Here is an 18823-nt window from a genome sequence, read left to right as displayed (position 1 = left end):
GCGGGCACAGCCGCCCCACTTTTTGCCTCAGGTATAAAAATACCTTACCACGTGGAAGAAAACCGGTGCAGCAAAGCAAAGGGAATCAATGCGATCCATCATGCCGCCGTGACCTTCAATCATTGCGCCAAAGTCTTTAATGCCGCGATCGCGTTTAATACCTGACATGCACAGCCCGCCGAGGAAACCGAGCAGGGTAATCAGCAGTGAAATCAGAAACGCCTGCCAGGGGGTAAATGGAGTTACCCACCACAGGCCCATTCCAACCAGGCTTGCTGTCAGGATGCCGCCGATAAAACCTTCCACCGTTTTATTCGGACTCAGCTTTGGCACAATGGGATGTTTGCCCCATAGCTTGCCAAACACGTATTGCAGCACGTCGGAGATCTGTACCACAATCATCAGGAACAGCAGCAGCTTAATATTCTCGGTTTCATAACCCGGGATCGGCAGCATCAGCAGCGCAGGAGCATGGCTGATGCAGTAAACCGCAATCATCATGCTCCACTGGATTTTCGCCGCCCGCTCAAGGAAATGCTGAGTATCCCCGGCCAGCGCCAGTCGTGCCGGAATAAACAGCCATGCATAAACCGGGATCAGAATTATAAACACCCCGTACCACTGAATCCCTACCAGCAGATACTGCAAAGGCAGAATGATAAAGAAGCACCAGAACAGCGCCTCATGATCGCCGCGGCGGGTAGGCAGCAGTGTGATGCATTCGCGCAGGGCGAAAAAAGATATCAGCATAAACAGCACTACTGAGCCGTTCGGGCCAATCATGATCGCCAGTACCGAGATGATGCACATCAGCCACCAGGCGCGGATGCGTGCATTCAGATTGCTGATGGTGTCATTTTGTTTAAACTTTGCCAGCGTACCGCCAATCAGGCTGGCGACCAGCAGCAGGCTGAACAGACCACCGAGTAGCCAGCACAGTTCGTTATCCCAACTATTCATGGTTCCAGCGCCTCCAGCGCATTGCGTGTTCTGGCTAAAAATTCCTGTTTTTCTTCCCCCGCCTGAACGCCAGGCAGCGGTGAGCCAAAGGTAGCGCTACACATAATCGGCACGACCAGACGCGATCCCTTCGGCAGTACGCGGTTAAGATTTTCTAACCACACCGGTACCAGTTCCACGTCCGGCCAGGCTTTCGACAGGTGATACAGCCCGCTTTTAAAGGCGTTCAGCTGCTTGCCGTTACCGCGAGTTCCTTCCGGAAAAAGGATCAGAGAATGCCCTTCCTCCAGCGCCTGCTTCAGTGGCTGCAACAGATCCTGTCGTGGGCCGTCAGCAGGCGTACTCCCTGGCGTACGGCGTTCGACCAGCACCGCACGAAAAATTCGCAGTGACAGATAGCGCTTCAGGCGTGAGCCTGACCAGTAGTCAGCGGCTGCCACAGGATGAACACGCTCGCGCATGTTTTTTGGCAGGCTGGCCCAGATAACCAGACCATCAAGGTGGCTGCTGTGGTTAGCGTAATAAATGCGCGTCACTTCCGCATCAGGCAGAGTCAGCCAGCGCGAACGAATGCCGGTCAACAGACGACACAGCATCACCAGCAGTGAACTGACTAAGCGGCGGTCAGGGGAGAAACGTGATTCAGACATCTGGCGACAGCTCCTTACGCAATGCCACCGTGATAATGCGGGTACGTTGAATACAGGTCAGCACGTTACCAACGATGATTAGCCACAGGGCGGTAGTGAGCAGTGTTTGCCCCCAGTCAGGCATCAGCAGTGTCACTGCCGCCGCCAGCGTGAGCAGCGCCATTCGATGCTGTTTAGCCATGGGGCCTGAGAACGTCTGCGGTACGCCGCAGCTACCGCCTAACAGCCTGATATAGGCGGTCATCATTGCCAGCAGAGCTGCTGCCCAGCCAAGCGTGGGGCCTGTCAGCAGAGCAGTCAGGCCGTAGCCAGTTCCCAGCAGAATCAGTGAATCGGAAATGCGGTCAGGCATATCGTTATAGAGCGCGCCAACGGCGCTGCGTAGTTTCCCTTCTACCGCAACCATGCCATCAAACAGATTGCACAGCAGGCGGCCCTGGATGCCAATAATTGCACCCAGCATCGCCAGCCGCGTCAGCAGCGGCTCATCAGTACGAAAAGCACAGACAAAGCAGATAGCAGCCAGCAGGGCAAAGACCATACTGGCGACTGAGATACCGTTTGGTGTGGCACCCGCGCGCTGCAAACGTTGCGCGAAAGTGGTGGCCCAGCGGGCATGGCGAGTCCTGACCGGGCGACGGTCCTGAATGTCCTTATCCATTTTTATCCTTTTATATCGGGTGGAGCGGAGTAGTAGTGTTTATCGGGTTCCGCCATATTCGCGGGTGATCTCTTTTGCTGCTTTGATTACCAGCGCACCGATTTCGGTAACGCGGTCGTCGGTAATACGTGAGACAGGGCCTGAGATAGAGATAGCGGCGAACGGTTCGTGATGCTCGTCGTAAATACAAGAAGCGATGCAGCGCAACCCCAGCGCATGTTCTTCGTCATCGAACGAATAACCTGCTTTACGCGCCAGAGCGAGATTTTCTTTCAGGATTTGCGGTGAAATCAGCGTTCTTGGCGTGTAGTGATGCAACCCCTGACGATGCAGCAGATCGCTTACCTGCTTATCATTAAGGTTTGCCAGAAAGGCTTTACCTGCACCGGAGGCATGCATCGGCAGTTTGCCCCCAATTGGCGCAGACATACGCATCAGCTGGGTACATTGCACCTGATCGATAATCACCGCCTGGCGATCGCTAAGATCGAGAACCGCCAGATTCACCGTCTCGCCAGACTCCTCCATCAGTGTACGAAGCATCGGGTGCACCAGCGCCAGCAGGTTGCGGCTCTGCAAAAAACTGCTGCCGACTACAAACGCGTGAGCGCCCATCGTCCACAGCCCTAAATCGCCGACCTGACGTACAAACCCCTGCTGCTGCATGGTGGTTAACAGACGATGAGTCGTGGAGTTCGGCAGCCCGGCCTGTTGAGCCAGTTCGGTCAGCGCCACGTTACCGTGAGACTCGGCAATAAATTCCAGTAATTTCAGACCACGGGTTAGCGATTGAACCTGACCAGCAGGAGCAGAGGCAGTTGCGGCCGCTGCCCGTGGTTTCTTGCCGCGCTTTGTAACGACGGGGGTAGCCATACCTGACTCCTTTGTTTCCCTGATTATGGAAACCATTTTCGTTCTATAACCGTGATACTTCAAGTGCCTTGTTAGTTGGTTGAAAATGTATCACCTGTCATTCACTGTTACCTGCACAAAAGTTATGCCAGTATGACGTGCTGGCAGTGGTGCCTGGGTATGAAGTTGAAGGGGAAGAGTGGTGAGTAACCGGATTGAAGCGCTGCATCAGCAGTTGAAAAAACGCATTATGCTGCTTGATGGCGGTATGGGAACCATGATCCAGAGCTACAAACTGGAAGAGGGCGATTATCGCGGCACGCGTTTTGCCGACTGGCCGTGCGATCTGAAAGGTAATAACGATCTGCTGGTGCTGACTCAACCTGACATTATTCGCGAAATCCATAACGGATACCTCGCGGCGTGCGCAGACATTCTTGAAACCAACACCTTCAACTCCACCACTATTGCCATGGCCGATTACCAGATGGAATCGTTGTCGGCAGAGATCAACTATGTGGCGGCCAGACTGGCGCGTGAATGTGCGGATGAATGGACAGCGCGCACGCCAGATCGCCCGCGCTATGTCGCCGGTGTGTTAGGGCCCACTAACCGTACCTGCTCCATTTCCCCTGATGTGAACGATCCCGCTTACCGTAATGTCACCTTTAATCAGCTGGTGGCGGCCTACCGGGAATCCACCCGTGCGCTGGTGGAAGGTGGGGCTGACATCATTATGATTGAAACGGTGTTCGATACGCTGAACGCCAAGGCTGCCGTCTTTGCCGTTAAAGAAGAATTTGATGCGCTGGGCATTGAGCTGCCGCTGATGATCTCCGGCACCATTACCGATGCCTCCGGACGCACACTCTCCGGGCAGACCACGGAAGCCTTCTACAATTCATTGCGCCATGCTGAACCGCTCTCCTTTGGTCTGAACTGCGCCCTTGGCCCGGATGAGCTGCGTCAATATGTAGCTGAACTGGCGCGCATTGCTGAGGGGTATGTTACTGCGCACCCGAACGCCGGGCTGCCAAACGCCTTCGGTGAGTACGATCTCGATGCGCAAATCATGGCGGAGCAGATTGGTGAATGGGCGCATGCCGGTTTTCTCAATATTGTCGGCGGCTGCTGTGGTACCACGCCTGAGCATATCGCTGCAATGGCAAAAGCAGTGGAAGGGGTGGCCCCGCGTCCGTTGCCAACCCTGCCCGTTGCCTGCCGTCTTGCGGGGCTGGAGCCACTGAACATCAGCGCAGACAGCCTGTTTGTGAACGTGGGTGAACGTACCAACGTGACCGGATCGGCTAAATTTAAACGTCTGATTAAAGAAGAAAAATATAACGAAGCGCTGGAAGTGGCGCTACAGCAGGTGCAGAGCGGCGCGCAGATTATCGATATTAATATGGATGAGGGAATGCTCGACGCTGAAGCGGCGATGGTGCGTTTCCTTAACCTGATTGCCGGTGAGCCGGACATCGCGCGCGTGCCGATTATGATCGACTCCTCCAAATGGGATGTGATCGAGAAAGGCCTGCAATGTATCCAGGGCAAAGGCATCGTTAACTCTATCTCCATGAAAGAGGGCGTGGAGCAGTTCCTGCATCATGCCCGCCTGGTGCGCCGCTACGGTGCCGCCGTCGTGGTGATGGCTTTTGATGAACTCGGCCAGGCTGATACGCGAGCGCGTAAAATCGAAATTTGCCGCCGCGCCTACAAGCTGCTGACGGAAGAAGTGGGTTTTCCACCGGAAGATATCATCTTTGACCCGAATATCTTCGCCGTTGCTACCGGTATCGAAGAGCACAATAACTACGCGATGGACTTTATCGGTGCCTGTGAAGACATCAAGCGTGAACTGCCACATGCGATGATCTCCGGCGGCGTCTCTAACGTCTCCTTCTCCTTCCGTGGTAACGACCCGGTACGCGAAGCTATCCACGCGGTATTCCTCTATTACGCCATCCGGAACGGCATGGATATGGGTATTGTTAACGCTGGCCAGCTGGCTATCTATGACGATCTGCCCGCCGACCTGCGCGATGCCGTAGAAGATGTTATCCAGAACCGTCGCGACGACGGCACCGAGCGTCTGCTGGAGGTGGCTGAAAAATATCGTGGTAGCAAAGCCGATGATGACAGCACCAAACCCCAGGCCGAATGGCGCAGCTGGGAAGTGGCAAAACGTCTTGAATACTCGCTGGTGAAGGGGATTACTGAATTTATCGAGTTGGATACTGAAGCTGCCCGCCAGCTTGCTACCCGCCCGATTGAAGTCATTGAAGGGCCGTTAATGGCCGGGATGAACGTGGTCGGTGACCTGTTCGGTGAGGGCAAAATGTTTCTGCCGCAGGTGGTGAAATCAGCCCGTGTCATGAAGCAGGCCGTGGCCTATCTGGAACCCTATATTGAAGCCAGCAAAGAGAAGGGCAGCACCAACGGTAAAATTGTATTGGCCACGGTAAAGGGCGATGTTCACGACATCGGCAAAAACATTGTGGGCGTGGTGTTGCAGTGTAATAACTATGAAATCATCGACCTTGGTGTGATGGTGCCGAGCGACAAAATCCTCAAAACTGCCCGCGAGCACAATGCGGATATTATCGGGCTATCCGGGCTGATAACGCCTTCGCTGGATGAAATGGTTAACGTGGCCAAAGAGATGGAGCGCCAGGGCTTTACCCTGCCACTGCTGATTGGCGGCGCCACCACCTCCAAGGCCCACACGGCGGTGAAAATTGAGCAGAACTACAGCGGCCCGACGGTCTATGTGCAGAACGCCTCACGCACTGTGGGCGTGGTTTCCGCGCTGCTTTCAGCTACCCAATACGATGATTTTGTTGCCCGCACGCGCAAAGAGTACGAAACCGTACGTATTCAGCACGCGCGTAAAAAACCGCGTACGCCGCCGGTCACTTTACAGGTAGCACGTGATAACGACTTCACCTTTGACTGGGAAAATTACACACCGCCGGCACCACGCAGGCTGGGTGTAAGCGAAGTGAGTGCTAACATCGAAACACTGCGCCATTACATCGACTGGACGCCATTCTTTATGACCTGGTCGCTGGCAGGGAAATATCCACGCATTTTGGAAGATGAAATCGTTGGTGAAGAGGCCAAACGTCTGTTTGCCGATGCCAACGCCATGCTGGATCAACTCAGCCGCGATGGTACGCTCAATCCACGTGGCGTAGTCGGCATTTTCCCGGCAAACCGCGTTGGGGATGATGTGCAAATCTACACTGATGAAACGCGTTCTGATATTTTGAAAGTGAGTCATCACTTACGCCAGCAGACAGAGAAAAAGGGCTTTGCTAACTATTGCCTTGCAGACTTTGTCGCCCCGGGATCAAGTGGCAAAGCCGACTACCTCGGGGCCTTTGCCGTCACTGGCGGGCTGGAAGAAGATGCGCTGGCGGAAGCCTGGGATGCGCAGCATGACGACTATAATAAAATTATGGTCAAGGCGCTGGCCGATCGCCTGGCAGAGGGCTTCGCGGAATACCTGCATGAGCAGGTACGTAAAGAGATCTGGGGCTTTGCCCCAACGGAAAATCTGGGCAATGACGAGCTGATCCGCGAAAACTATCAGGGTATCCGCCCGGCGCCGGGCTATCCTGCCTGCCCTGAGCACACCGAGAAAGCCACGATCTGGGAGCTGCTCGACGTGGAAAACCACACCGGGATGAAACTGACCGAATCCTTCGCCATGTGGCCAGGCGCGGCAGTGTCAGGCTGGATTTTCAGCCACCCGGACAGCAAATACTTCGCCGTGGCCCAGCTTCAGCGTGACCAGATTGAAGATTACGCCCGTCGTAAAGGGATGCCGGTAACAGAAGTCGAGCGCTGGCTGGCACCGAATCTTGGATATGATGCTGATTAAAAAGCTTTTCCTTATCCAACACCTTGTTCGATGAAGGTAATTATCGGCTAAACTAACACCATAAGCACAGTGGATAGTTTTCACTGTGCATGATGAGTTATTCCTGAGTTATGAGGTCGAATCAGTGTTAACCCTGCTTAATCTTCTCTCCGCCGTAGCTATGCTGGTGTGGGGTACCCACATCGTGCGTACCGGCATTATGCGTGTTTATGGTGCCGATCTGCGGCGGGTACTCAGCCGCAGTGTCTCCAAAAAGCCGATGGCGTTTCTCGCCGGGATCGGCGTGACTACGCTGGTTCAGAGCAGCAATGCCACCACTATGCTGGTGACATCATTTGTCGCCCAGGAGCTGGTGGGCCTGACACCTGCGCTGGTGATTATCCTCGGCGCGGATGTCGGTACCGCGCTGATGGCCCGTATCCTGACTTTTGACCTCTCCTGGCTGTCGCCGCTGTTTATCTTTTTTGGCGTCGTATTCTTTCTGGGGCGCAAGCAAACCCGTGCCGGGCAGTTAGGCCGTGCCAGCATCGGGCTGGGCTTAATTCTGCTGGCATTACAGCTGATTGTTGCTGCCGCCACGCCGATCACCCAGGCCGCTGGGGTAAAAGTACTGTTCTCATCCCTGACCGGCGACATAATGCTCGACTCGCTGATCGGTGCACTGTTTGCGATTATCAGTTACTCCAGCCTGGCTGCGGTACTGCTGACCGCCACGCTGACCGCCACCGGGGTGATCTCCTTTAAGGTAGCGCTGTGTCTGGTGGTGGGAGCTAACCTCGGTAGCGGACTGTTGGCGATGCTGAATAACAGTGCGTCGAACGCCTCCGGCAAACGGGTAGCGCTCGGCAGCCTGTTGTTTAAATTTATCGGCTCGTTAATGGTGCTGCCGTTTATCGATCTGCTGGCCGACTGGCTGGAAAAACTGCCGGTTGATGATGAAGAACTGGTGATCTTCTTCCATGTATTTTACAACCTGATCCGCTGCCTGGTGATGGTGCCCTTTGCCGGGCCAATGGCGCGTCTGTGTCATCGGCTAATCCGCGAAGAGCCGGAAACCGATCCCCGCCTGAAGCCGCGCCATCTGGACTCCGGCTCTCTGGATACGCCAGCACTGGCGCTGGCAAATGCCGCTCGCGAAACGCTGCGAATGGGAGATGTGCTGGAGCAGATGTTAATCACCTTTAGTAAAGTGGTACACGGCGAACTCAGACAGGATCGTGAAATCCGTAAGATGGATGATGATGTCGACGTGCTCTATACCGCCATCAAACTCTACCTGGCGCAGATGCCGAAGGAAGACCTGCCGGAAGAGGATTCGCGACGCTGGGCAGAGATCATTGAGATGGCGCTCAACCTGGAACAGGCGGGGGATATTCTCGAGCGGATGAGCGGTGATGTGGCGGATAAAGCACTGGCCACGCAGCGCGCATTTTCACTGGAAGGATTGAAAGAGCTGGATGCGCAAATTGAACTGCTGCACGGTAATCTGCGCCTCAGCCTGTCAGTGTTTTTATCGCGCGATACTACCAGCGCCAAACGTCTGCGTCGCGCCAAGCACCGCTTCCGTATTACCAACCGCCGCTACTCGCATGCTCATGTTGACCGCCTGCATCAACAGAACGTACAGAGCATTGAAACCAGTTCGCTGCATCTTGGCTTACTGGGCGATATGAAGCGTCTGAACTCACTCTTCTGTGCAGTGGCTTACATTGTGCTGGATCAGGCGGATGATGTTAAAGGGGATGATTAACGCTAATGCGGCCAGAGAATGATTCAGCTGGCCGCATTATTCTGTCATGACAGGCAGAGAGCGGGCAGGCCCACTCTGATTACCCACAGATTATTTTTTATTGACTGGCTTACCTGACCAGTAACCGGCCAGCAGTGAACCAGACAGGTTATGCCACACGGAGAACAGTGCGCCCGGCAGCGCCGCCAGCGGGGAGAAGTACATCTTACCCAGCGCAGCGGCCAGGCCGGAGTTCTGCATACCCACTTCCAGCGCCAGCGTACGGCAGGTGGACTCATCAAAGCCAAACAGCTTGCCGCCCCAGTAGCCCCCCAGCAGACCAATCGCGTTATGCAGGATCACCGCCAGAATAACCATCAGGCCAACGGAGCCAATAAAGCTCTGACTGCCTGCAACCACCGCACTGATAATCAGCAGAATACAGACCATGGAAAACGCCGGCAGATACGGCTCCACGCGTTTAACTACGCCGTTCATAGTGTGGTGGATCACCAGGCCGAGACTGATCGGCACCACGACAATTTTAACAATACTCAGTAGCATACCCACCACATCTACCTGAATATGGGTGTCCACGTAGAACCTGGTCAGCAGCGGGGTAGCAAACACGCCCACCAGTGCCGAAACAGAGGAGATGGTTACCGACAGCGCAACGTCACCTTTTGCCAGATAGATCATCACGTTGGACGCGGTACCGCTGGCGACGCTACCGACCAGAATCATCCCCGCCGCCAGATCGGGTGGCATATGAAACAGTTTTGCCAGGCCCCATGCGGCCAGCGGCATCACCAGATAGTGCAGGAAGGTTCCGGCAATCACCGGTGCCGGGCGGGTCAGCACTCGTTTAAAATCACCCACATTTAGCGTTACGCCCATACCGAACATAATCAGCATCAGCAGATAAGGCACATAAGGCCCCATTCCGGTAAAGGTGGCGGGAGTGTAATAGGCAGCAACAGAGAGCAGGACTGCCCAGAGAGGGAACAGTCGGGTAACAGTAGCGAGCATAGAAAAGCTTCCTTTTTAGAATCCCGTTTTTTCTTTCACGGGTATGCAGGTGATGCAGTTTGCCATAGCGAAAAAAAACCGGGCCATGCCCGGTTTAATTATTACTCGAACAGATTGCGATGCAGCGTCTGGACGATTTTCTCCGCATCCTGCCCTGGTACCAGGAAGCAGAGGTTATAGCTGCTCGCCCCGTAACAGATCATCCGCAGATTAAACGGCTCCAGTACGCCAAACACTTCTTTACCCACGCCACAGGCCTGAGAAAGCTTATTGCCGATAATGGCGACCAGCGCCAGGTTCTCTTCCACTTCAACCCGGCACAGTGAGGAGAGCTCTGTCAGCAGCGCCTGCGTCAGCAAGCTGTCGCCGGTGGAGGTGGAGCCGGTGGTATCCAGCGTCAGCGCAACGCTCACTTCGGAAGTGGTGATCAAATCAACCGAAATATTGTGACGCGCCAGAATGTTAAATACTTCGGCAAGAAAACCGCGTGCATGCAGCATATTCAGGCTATGCAGCGTCAGCAGCGTCTGTTTACGACGCAGTGCCAGCGCACGGAACAGCGGTGGATTTTCGGTTTTATTGCACACCAGGGTGCCGCCAGCTGATGGATCTTTGCTGGAGCCGACAAACACCGGGATATCGCTGCGTACCGCAGGCAGCAGGGTGGCAGGGTGCAACACTTTCGCGCCGAATGTTGCCATTTCGGCGGCTTCTTCGAAGGTAATCTCGTCGATGCGATTGGCGGTATGCACCACGCGCGGATCGGTGGTATAGATGCCCGGAACATCCGTCCAGATATCAATACGGCTGGCATGCAGCGCTTCGCCCAGCAGGGCAGCAGTATAGTCACTACCGCCGCGCCCAAGCGTGGTGGTACGGCCCTTATCCTCGCAACCGATAAAGCCCTGAGTCACCACCAGAGCTTCGTCAGTGCGGGGTTTCAGTTGAACATTGACCTGCTCGGTCAGCAGCTTCACATCTGGTTCTGCACGGCCAAAACGGTCATTGGTGCGCATCACTTTACGCACGTCAAACCACTCAACGGCAACTTCACGCTGGCGCAGGATCTCCACAAACAGCAGTGTCGACATCAGCTCACCGTGACTGACCAGCTCGTCAGTCAGGGCGCTGGACGTCGCCAGCGCTGCCGCCTCAGACAGCATGGTGATATTTTCCAGCATACGGTCGATTTCATCGCGGATCACCGTCGGCTGATTCAGCTCGTCGATAATGGCGTATTGAATACGGCGAATATCATCCAGCAGGAAAGCGCGCTGCTCTTGTTCCTGGCCTTCAGCAAGGGCAATAAGCAAATTGGTCACACCCGCAGAAGCGGAGAGTACAACCAGACGCACATCGGGATTGGACAGCACTACATCGGCGCTGCGGTTCATAGCGATAAAGTCGGCCACACTGGTGCCGCCAAATTTCGCCACGATCAGATTTTGAGACATTACGATGACTACCTTCGTGTCAGGATTATTCCATCAGCTTGGCACAAGGGGATAGCACAACGGGGAGGACGTAGAAGAAGCAGCTACGAGCACCCAGAAGCGCCCCACCTCGCCGCCCGACTACCGGACGTTGCTGGTGACAACCCAGAGGATTCAGCCCCTGCGGTCGATACGCCCCACTCCGTGTGGTTGATACCTCGGCGTCGCTCCCCATCATGCATTATCAAAGGATACGGTTCCTCAAATACACTGCCTGGGCGACGCGCCTCTTCTGGCTTACACATTGCGTAAGTTGCGCATAGAAATATCGGGTTATGGCGCGCCTGTCAACGCTTGTCGGCCGATGATTACGCATTTTCGTAATGCCACGACGCGTATCATCTGTACTTATAATACCCGTCATACTTCAAGCCGCAGGATCGTTGGCTCTCCTCGCTCCCCCCAGTCACTTACTGATGTAAGCTCCCGGGGATTCGCTGCGTGGCCGCCTGCCTGCAACTCGAATTATTTAGGGTATAGATAGCGTCATACTTCAAGCTGCAGGATTGTTGGCTCTCCTCGCTCCCCCCGGTCACTTACTGATACCCGTTATACTTCAAGCCGCAGGATCGTTGGCTCTCCTCGCTCACCCCAGTCACTTACTGATGTAAGCTCCCGGGGATTCGCTGCGTTGCCGCCTGCCTGCAACTCGAATTATTTAGGGTATAGATAGCGTCATACTTAAAGCTGCAGGATTGTTGGCTCTCCTCGCTCCCCCCGGTCACTTACTGATACCCGTTATACTTCAAGCCGCAGGATCGTTGGCTCTCCTCGCTCACCCCAGTCACTTACTGATGTAAGCTCCCGGGGATTCGCTGCGTGGCCGCCTGCCTGCAACTCGAATTATTTAGGGTATAGATAGCGTCATACTTCAAGCCGCAGGATCGTTGGCTCTCCTCGCTCACCTCAGTCACTTACTGATGTAAGCTCCCGGGGATTCGCTGCGTGGCCGCCTGCCTGCAACTCGAATTATTTAGGGTATAGATAGCGTCATACTTAAAGCTGCAGGATTGTTGGTTCTCCTCGCGCACTCCGGTCACTTGCTGATGTAAGCTCCCGGGGATTTGCTGCGTGGCCGCCTGCCTGCAACTCGAATTATTTAAGGTAAACCCACATAAGCGTCAATTCTTATAAGCACGCTACGGACTATAATTTTTTGCCGTAACAGGGTATGAATAGTCATACTACGAGCCAAATGGGAATCATCCGCACCGCCGGATACCGAATCGTGGCGGGATGATAGCTGTAACCTGTTGCAGGAAAAGGGGAGCCGAAGCTCCGTAACAGGTAACATATCGTCCGGTCTGAATTACTATTCTTAAATAAAAAGAGTGTGTTGCCATGAAAAATATCAATCCGACACAAACCGCTGCCTGGCAGGCGTTGATTCAGCATTATGAGCAGATGAAAGATGTGCAAATTGCAGACCTTTTCGCTCAAGATGCTGACCGGTTTGCTGCCTTTTCTGCCACGTTCGACGACCAGATGCTGGTAGATTTCTCGAAAAACCGCATCACCCGTGAAACCCTTGATAAATTGCAGGCGCTGGCCAAAGAGACTGATCTCCAGGGCGCGATCAAATCGATGTTTTCCGGCGAGAAGATCAACCGTACCGAAGACCGTGCGGTACTGCATGTGGCCCTGCGTAACCGCAGCAACACGCCAATTGTGGTTGACGGCAAAGATGTCATGCCGGAAGTCAACGCCGTGCTGGCAAAAATGAAAAGCTTCTCAGAGCGTATTATTGGCGGTGAGTGGAAAGGCTTTACCGGTAAACCGATTACTGACGTGGTCAATATCGGTATCGGCGGCTCTGACCTCGGTCCGTTTATGGTTACCGAAGCGCTGCGCCCTTACAAAAACCACCTGAATATGCACTTCGTTTCCAACGTTGACGGTACCCATATTGCTGAAACGCTGAAGACCCTCAGCCCGGAAACCACCCTGTTCCTGGTCGCGTCAAAAACCTTTACCACTCAGGAAACCATGACCAACGCCCACAGCGCGCGTGACTGGTTCCTCACCTCCGGTAATCAGGACGATGTAGCGAAACACTTTGCTGCGCTGTCGACCAACGGTAAAGCCGTGGCAGAGTTCGGTATTGATACCGCCAACATGTTTGAATTCTGGGACTGGGTAGGCGGACGTTACTCCCTGTGGTCAGCGATTGGTCTGTCGATCATCCTCTCAATCGGTTTCGACAACTTTGAGAAACTGCTGGACGGTGCTCATGCGATGGATCGCCACTTTGCCGATACTCCGGAAGAGAAAAACCTGCCGATCCTGCTGGCACTGATCGGTATCTGGTACAACAACTTCTTCGGCGCTGAAACTGAAGCCATCCTGCCTTACGATCAATATATGCATCGTTTTGCTGCTTACTTCCAGCAGGGCAACATGGAATCTAACGGCAAATACGTTGACCGTGCCGGTAATCCGGTCACTTACCAGACCGGTCCGATTATCTGGGGCGAGCCTGGCACCAACGGCCAGCACGCGTTCTACCAGCTGATTCACCAGGGGACTAAACTGGTACCATGCGACTTTATCGCTCCGGCAATATCGCATAACAAACTGGGCGATCATCACAGCAAACTGCTGTCGAACTTCTTTGCCCAGACCGAAGCACTGGCGTTTGGTAAAGCCCGTGACGTGGTGGAAAAAGAGTTTGCTGATGCCGGCCTGGATGCTAAAGCCGTTGAACATGTGGTGCCGTATAAAGTATTTGAAGGCAACCGCCCAACCAACTCCATCCTGCTGCGTGACATCACGCCATACAGCCTTGGCGCGCTGATTGCCCTGTATGAGCACAAAATCTTCACTCAGGGTGTCATTCTCAACATCTTCACCTTCGATCAGTGGGGTGTAGAACTGGGTAAACAGCTGGCTAACCGTATCCTGCCTGAACTGGCGAGTGCTGAACCGGTTAATAGTCACGACAGCTCTACTAATGGCCTGATTAACCGCTATAAATCCTGGCGTTAATCTGACACCGGCGTGAGATACGCCTCGCCCCAGGCGCAGGCGTGCCTGACCCGTGCGATATCCCGTACAGCCCCCAGTTTCTGGGGGTTTTTTATTTTCTGGAAACAACTGGCCCTGGTTGACAGTGATGCCTTTCTCCTCCTTTCTTTGTCCGGGCGCTGAAGCAGGGGGTACTGATTTGATTACACGGTTATTTTCCACCCCAAAGTTGAGTAAAGTAGCCTGATGAGGGATGGGCATATTCCTAAAATTGCCTGAAAACAGAGGGTTTCGAGACGGATAATTCTTAAATAAGCGTGCAGAAAATTCATTAAAAGTGTAAATATTTAAACATTTATCTTATTGAATTATATTAAATTATCCTGTTGTTTTTGTTAATTACTACCGCTACGTCATCATTTTCCCCGCTACTTCATTATTCAGGCGTCCGCACTGCTTAATAAAGTAAAAATTGGTATTAAGTTCTGTTTAAGCTTGTTTTGCAGTTAAATATCTCTATATATCTCGACTTTCCAGCTGTTTAGCCAAATTTATTACCCTGCTGTTACACCTCGCCTGATGCGCTGCTTTCTGGAAATTAATTCCCCATACTGGAGTCGCCAGGTGCCATCCAGGCCCTGGTATCCATTCATTTAATGAAGGGAAAGTGTGATGAAAAAAGTCATATGGGCTACTGCAGCCATAGTGTACTTAGCGAGTGCCACTGGCGCGTTCGCTGCTGAAGCTGTTGGTGCACCACCGGTTGAAACCGGTGCGGCTGCCGGTGCTGATGCAGGAACGATGTCATCTGGGACGACTACCGCTATCGGTATCGGTGCCGTTGGTGCGTTGGCTGGCATAGCGCTGGCAGCAAGCAGCGGTGGAAATGGCTCCAACACTGGAACCACGACCACTACCACTACAAGCACGACCCGCTAAGTACAAAAATTAATCATAACCACACGTTTGTGTGGTTATTTTCAGCCTTGTTCTACTTTGCTCAGGGACACACACAGTTGCGAAACCTACCACTGCTGCTGCTCTGCCTGCTGCTTCAGGCCTGTACACAAACGCAAAAAGGATTGGGTGAAACCGTCAAGCTGGCTTTTCTCGGCGTTGACGACATCCAGATGACTAACGATCAAATCAACAATATGCCTTACGCCAGCATGTATCTGCGCGTTAACGGCGGCCAGCAGATTTTTGTGGTGCTGGGCTTCAACGAAAATGGCCAACAGAAGTGGATCACCCGTGATAAAGCCATGCTGGTCACTCAGCACGGGCGTCTGGTGAAAACCCTCGGCATGACGGACAACCTCAATGAGGTCAGCAATCTTGATAACGATCCGCTGCGTGATGCCGGACGCCTTACCGAAGGGGCGAGCTGGACGCGTACAATGCGCTGGACAGAAGACGGTAAGCCTCAGGCTGGAACCGCAGTATCCCACTTCTCGCGCCTGAAAGATGAGGTGCTGCAACTGGCTGGTCAGTCGGTGGCATGCCGTGTCTGGCAGGAAGAGGTGTCGATAACGGAAAGCGGGCAGTCCTGGCGCAATACGTTTTGGGTAGATATCTCCAGCGGGCAGGTGCGTCAGTCGCTGCAAATGCTGGGGGCAGACTACATCCCTGTTGAATCCACCATTCTGAAGCCTGCGAAATCATGAAAAAAATAACCCTTATTCTCGCAGGGATGGTGGCATCGCTGTCGCTGCACGCCCAGGCCGATGCCCGGGTAAATATATTTTATCCCGGACAGGCGCAGCCCGTGGTCATCAGCGGTGCGACCAATCTGGCGCAGCTGGTAACCAGCCCGGTTCTGATGCAGAAAACCTGGTGGCCGGGAACGGTGATCGGCGAAAAACTGGCAACCGCTGTAGCCGTCCGGCAGCAGCAGCAACTGCTGGTTCGGCTACAGGCATGGCGAGATGAACTTAAAAACGACAATGACGGTGAACAGGCTGCGGTAGTCGAGAATGTCCGCCAGCAGATTGCCGGACTAAAAGTCACGGGCCGACAGATCGTTAATCTGGATCCTGACTGGGTGCGCTTACGGCCACAGGCCAATCGTACGCTGGAAGGGGAGTACAGCCTCTATACCCTGGAAAAGCCGACGTCAATCACGCTGGCTGGCGCAGTGGAAAAATCAGGGAAAACCCCCTGGGCAGCAGGGCGTTCCGTCGTTGAGTATCTGGATGCACATCCACGTATGGAAGGTGGTGAACGGAATATCGCGCAGGTGATCTCACCGGGTGGTGAGGTGACGGAAGTGCCGGTGGCGTACTGGAATCGTCGCCATTATGAGCCGCAGCCGGGCAGTATCCTGTTTGTGGGCTTCTCTTCCTGGACGCTGCCGAGCGCCTATGCCGATCTCAACCAGCAGATCGTTTCTGTTCTGACGCACCGGATCCCTGACTGATGAAAAAACGTTATCTTCTCAGCCTGCTGTCACTCTCAGTCGCCTGTGCCTGCCAGGTTCAGGCAGCCTCCAGCGTGGAGCCGATTGGCCCCTCACAATCCGACTTTGGCGGCGTTGGCCTGATGCAGGTACCTACTGCACGTATGGCCAAAGAGGGCGAATTCAGCCTTAATTACCGTTATAACGATCAGTATCACTTCTACTCCTCCTCGGTACAGCTGTTCCCTTGGCTGGAAGCGACCATCCGCTACACCGATGTGAAAACCCGTGAATACAGCGCGGTTTCGAGCTTCTCGGGTAATCAGACCTACAAAGACAAAGCGTTCGATCTCAAGGTGCGTCTGTGGGAAGAGGGCTTCTGGCTGCCGGAGGTCTCTGTCGGCTCACGCGACCTCGGCGGTACCGGCCTGTTTGACAGTGAATACCTGGTGGCCACCAAGGCCTGGGGGCCGTTTGATTTTACACTCGGCATGGGCTGGGGTTATATCGGCAATAGCGGCACGGTGAAAAACCCGTTCTGCTCCGCCAGCGAAAAATACTGCTACCGTACCGAGGGCAACGGCACTGCGGGTTCGGTCAGCGGCAGCGATATGTTTAAAGGGCCGACGGCGCTTTTCGGCGGGATTGAGTATCAGACACCCTGGCAGCCACTGCGACTGAAAATGGAGTATGAAGGTAACGACTACAAGGATGACTTCGCTGGCCGTCTGGAGCAGAAGAGCAAATTTAACGTCGGAGCCATCTACCGCATCACCGACTGGGCGGATTTGAACGTCAGCTATGAGCGTGGTAACACCTTTATGGCCGGCTTCACCCTGCGTACTAACTTTAACGATCTGCACCAGAATCAGCGCGATACGCCAAAACCGGAATATAACCCGCAGCCGCAGGATCGCTTCCTGGAACCTACGGTGACAGCCAGTCAGCTGACGGATCTGAAATACAATGCCGGTCTGGACGCACCAAGTATTCAGGTTGATGGCAGCACCCTGTATGTCAGCGGTGAGCAGACAAAATATCGTGACACCGCCCGCGGCGTTGAACGCGCCAATATTATTATGGCGAATCATCTGCCGGAAGGAATTGATACCCTGAAGGTGACGCAGCAGCGCAGCCATATGGGGCAGGTGACCACAGAAACTAATGTGCCGAGCCTGCAACGTCAGCTGGTGGGATATCCGCTGGGGCGCGAAGAGACGCTACAGCAGCAGCGTGTGGATCCGGTTGACCCGGGTCATACCGAGCAGGGCTTCTTTATTGACGGTGACCGCCTGAACTACAGCCTCTCTCCGGTTCTCAACCAGTCTGTGGGCGGCCCGGAAAGCTTCTATCTGTATCAGGTGGGCGTCATGGCTAACGCCAGCTTCTGGCTGACCGACCATTTACTGATAGATGGCAGCCTGTTCGGCAACCTTGCGAACAACTACGATAAGTTCAACTACAATGGTGCCCCGGCGGACTCCTCGCTGCCGCGTGTGCGTACCCATATTCGCGATTACGTTGAAAATAACGTCTATGTGAATAACCTCCAGGCCAACTACATGCGTGAACTCGGCAACGGCTTCTACGGTCAGGTTTATGGCGGCTATCTGGAAACCATGTATGGCGGGGCGGGCGGTGAGGTGCTCTACCGTCCGCTGGATGCGAGCTGGGCTGTGGGTGTGGATGCCAACTACGTTAAGCAGCGTGACTGGGACAACATGATGAAGTTCACCGACTACAGCGCCAAAGTAGGCAATATCACCGGATACTGGCAGCCGTGGTTTATGCGTAACGTCCTTGTGAAAGCCAGCGTCGGGCAGTATCTGGCGGAAGACAAAGGTGTAACGGTTGATATATCGAAGCGCTTCGACAGCGGGATCGTCGTGGGTGCTTACGCCACTAAAACCAACGTTTCGGCAGAAGAGTACGGCGAGGGTGACTTCACCAAAGGCTTCTACATCTCCGTGCCGATGGATGTCTTCAGTGTCTCACCAACCCGTGGCCGCGCGCAGGTAAACTGGACGCCGCTGACGCGTGATGGCGGTCAGATGCTGGGTCGTAAGTATCAGCTGTACGATATGACTAGCGATCGCGATATCAACTACCGATAACGACCAATGGCCGGGTATACCCGGCCAGCATCGTCACCAATAGAAATGTTGTGATCTGCATCACACTCAAGCATATTGTAATCCGTCGGC

At 54.2% G+C, this 18823-nt stretch carries 13 protein-coding genes and 1 riboswitch; of the genes, 7 read left to right on the top strand and 6 right to left on the bottom strand.

Annotation, left to right across the window (positions count from 1 at the left end; all coding sequences use genetic code 11):
- Positions 1 to 27: 27 nt before the first annotated feature.
- Genes GN242_RS19635 through iclR form a run of 4 tightly spaced genes read right to left on the bottom strand, consistent with a single transcriptional unit; the run spans position 28 to position 3144 of the window.
- A complete protein-coding gene (locus GN242_RS19635; protein WP_154754206.1) occupies positions 28 to 960 on the bottom strand; it encodes a phosphatidate cytidylyltransferase in 933 nt (310 codons plus the stop codon).
- Entirely contained in the window at positions 957 to 1610 is a 654-nt protein-coding gene (locus GN242_RS19630; RefSeq protein ID WP_156288076.1) for a lysophospholipid acyltransferase family protein, read from the bottom strand. The genes GN242_RS19635 and GN242_RS19630 overlap by 4 nt, the downstream gene beginning before the upstream one ends.
- Complete coding sequence (locus GN242_RS19625) at positions 1603 to 2271, bottom strand: CDP-alcohol phosphatidyltransferase family protein (RefSeq protein ID WP_154754208.1); 669 nt, start codon at positions 2269 to 2271, stop codon at positions 1603 to 1605. The genes GN242_RS19630 and GN242_RS19625 overlap by 8 nt, the downstream gene beginning before the upstream one ends.
- A 39-nt stretch (positions 2272 to 2310) precedes the next feature.
- Positions 2311 to 3144, bottom strand: a complete 834-nt coding sequence (gene iclR / locus GN242_RS19620; protein ID WP_154754209.1) for a glyoxylate bypass operon transcriptional repressor IclR — start codon at positions 3142 to 3144, stop codon at positions 2311 to 2313.
- A gap of 181 nt (positions 3145 to 3325) precedes the next feature.
- On the opposite strand from iclR, the gene metH reads away from it, so the two are divergent.
- Positions 3326 to 7009 carry a methionine synthase gene (gene metH / locus GN242_RS19615; protein WP_156288075.1) on the top strand — a complete coding sequence of 1228 codons (3684 nt, stop codon included), beginning with the start codon at positions 3326 to 3328 and terminating at the stop codon, positions 7007 to 7009.
- 124 nt (positions 7010 to 7133) lie between these two features.
- Positions 7134 to 8759: a Na/Pi cotransporter family protein gene (locus GN242_RS19610; protein ID WP_156288074.1), complete on the top strand. Its 1626-nt coding sequence runs from the start codon at positions 7134 to 7136 to the stop codon at positions 8757 to 8759.
- Positions 8760 to 8849: 90 nt separating this feature from the next.
- On the opposite strand, the gene panS is transcribed toward GN242_RS19610, so the two are convergent.
- Both panS and lysC read right to left on the bottom strand, forming a co-directional pair.
- The gene (gene panS, locus GN242_RS19605; protein ID WP_154754210.1) at positions 8850 to 9767 is read right to left on the bottom strand and encodes a ketopantoate/pantoate/pantothenate transporter PanS; all 918 of its coding nucleotides are present in this window, start codon (positions 9765 to 9767) and stop codon (positions 8850 to 8852) included.
- A gap of 101 nt (positions 9768 to 9868) precedes the next feature.
- Positions 9869 to 11221: a lysine-sensitive aspartokinase 3 gene (gene lysC, locus GN242_RS19600; RefSeq protein ID WP_156288073.1), complete on the bottom strand. Its 1353-nt coding sequence runs from the start codon at positions 11219 to 11221 to the stop codon at positions 9869 to 9871.
- 89 nt (positions 11222 to 11310) lie between these two features.
- A riboswitch (Lysine riboswitch) is annotated at positions 11311 to 11500 on the bottom strand.
- A 1101-nt stretch (positions 11501 to 12601) separates the two neighbouring features.
- Here lysC and pgi point away from each other — a divergent pair.
- The 5 genes from pgi to GN242_RS19575 all read left to right on the top strand — a co-directional run bounded on the left by pgi (position 12602) and on the right by GN242_RS19575 (position 18733).
- Complete coding sequence (gene pgi, locus GN242_RS19595) at positions 12602 to 14245, top strand: glucose-6-phosphate isomerase (protein ID WP_154754212.1); 1644 nt, start codon at positions 12602 to 12604, stop codon at positions 14243 to 14245.
- A gap of 651 nt (positions 14246 to 14896) precedes the next feature.
- The gene (gene yjbE, locus GN242_RS19590; protein WP_154754213.1) at positions 14897 to 15163 is read left to right on the top strand and encodes an exopolysaccharide production protein YjbE; all 267 of its coding nucleotides are present in this window, start codon (positions 14897 to 14899) and stop codon (positions 15161 to 15163) included.
- A 77-nt stretch (positions 15164 to 15240) separates the two neighbouring features.
- Entirely contained in the window at positions 15241 to 15888 is a 648-nt protein-coding gene (locus GN242_RS19585; protein ID WP_154754214.1) for a YjbF family lipoprotein, read from the top strand.
- Positions 15885 to 16640, top strand: coding sequence for a capsule biosynthesis GfcC D2 domain-containing protein (locus GN242_RS19580; RefSeq protein ID WP_156288072.1), 756 nt, complete (start codon positions 15885 to 15887; stop codon positions 16638 to 16640). The genes GN242_RS19585 and GN242_RS19580 overlap by 4 nt, the downstream gene beginning before the upstream one ends.
- Positions 16640 to 18733 carry a YjbH domain-containing protein gene (locus tag GN242_RS19575; RefSeq protein WP_156288071.1) on the top strand — a complete coding sequence of 698 codons (2094 nt, stop codon included), beginning with the start codon at positions 16640 to 16642 and terminating at the stop codon, positions 18731 to 18733. The genes GN242_RS19580 and GN242_RS19575 overlap by 1 nt, the downstream gene beginning before the upstream one ends.
- Positions 18734 to 18823 lie beyond the last annotated feature (90 nt).

The organism is Erwinia sorbitola, from assembly GCF_009738185.1.
In the GTDB taxonomy this organism is placed as follows: Bacteria; Pseudomonadota; Gammaproteobacteria; order Enterobacterales; family Enterobacteriaceae; genus Erwinia; species Erwinia sorbitola.
The sequence above is the reverse complement of the archived record's forward strand: the minus strand, read 5'-3'. Positions and strand labels throughout refer to the sequence as shown.

Coding starts and splice junctions, on each gene's coding strand:
- pgi (WP_154754212.1), top strand. CDS start 12,602: ATGAAAAATATCAATCCGACACAAACCGCTGCCTGGCAGGCGTTGATT.
- GN242_RS19635 (WP_154754206.1), bottom strand. CDS start 960: ATGAATAGTTGGGATAACGAACTGTGCTGGCTACTCGGTGGTCTGTTC.
- iclR (WP_154754209.1), bottom strand. CDS start 3,144: ATGGCTACCCCCGTCGTTACAAAGCGCGGCAAGAAACCACGGGCAGCG.
- panS (WP_154754210.1), bottom strand. CDS start 9,767: ATGCTCGCTACTGTTACCCGACTGTTCCCTCTCTGGGCAGTCCTGCTC.
- GN242_RS19575 (WP_156288071.1), top strand. CDS start 16,640: ATGAAAAAACGTTATCTTCTCAGCCTGCTGTCACTCTCAGTCGCCTGT.
- GN242_RS19580 (WP_156288072.1), top strand. CDS start 15,885: ATGAAAAAAATAACCCTTATTCTCGCAGGGATGGTGGCATCGCTGTCG.
- yjbE (WP_154754213.1), top strand. CDS start 14,897: ATGAAAAAAGTCATATGGGCTACTGCAGCCATAGTGTACTTAGCGAGT.
- lysC (WP_156288073.1), bottom strand. CDS start 11,221: ATGTCTCAAAATCTGATCGTGGCGAAATTTGGCGGCACCAGTGTGGCC.
- GN242_RS19630 (WP_156288076.1), bottom strand. CDS start 1,610: ATGTCTGAATCACGTTTCTCCCCTGACCGCCGCTTAGTCAGTTCACTG.
- GN242_RS19625 (WP_154754208.1), bottom strand. CDS start 2,271: ATGGATAAGGACATTCAGGACCGTCGCCCGGTCAGGACTCGCCATGCC.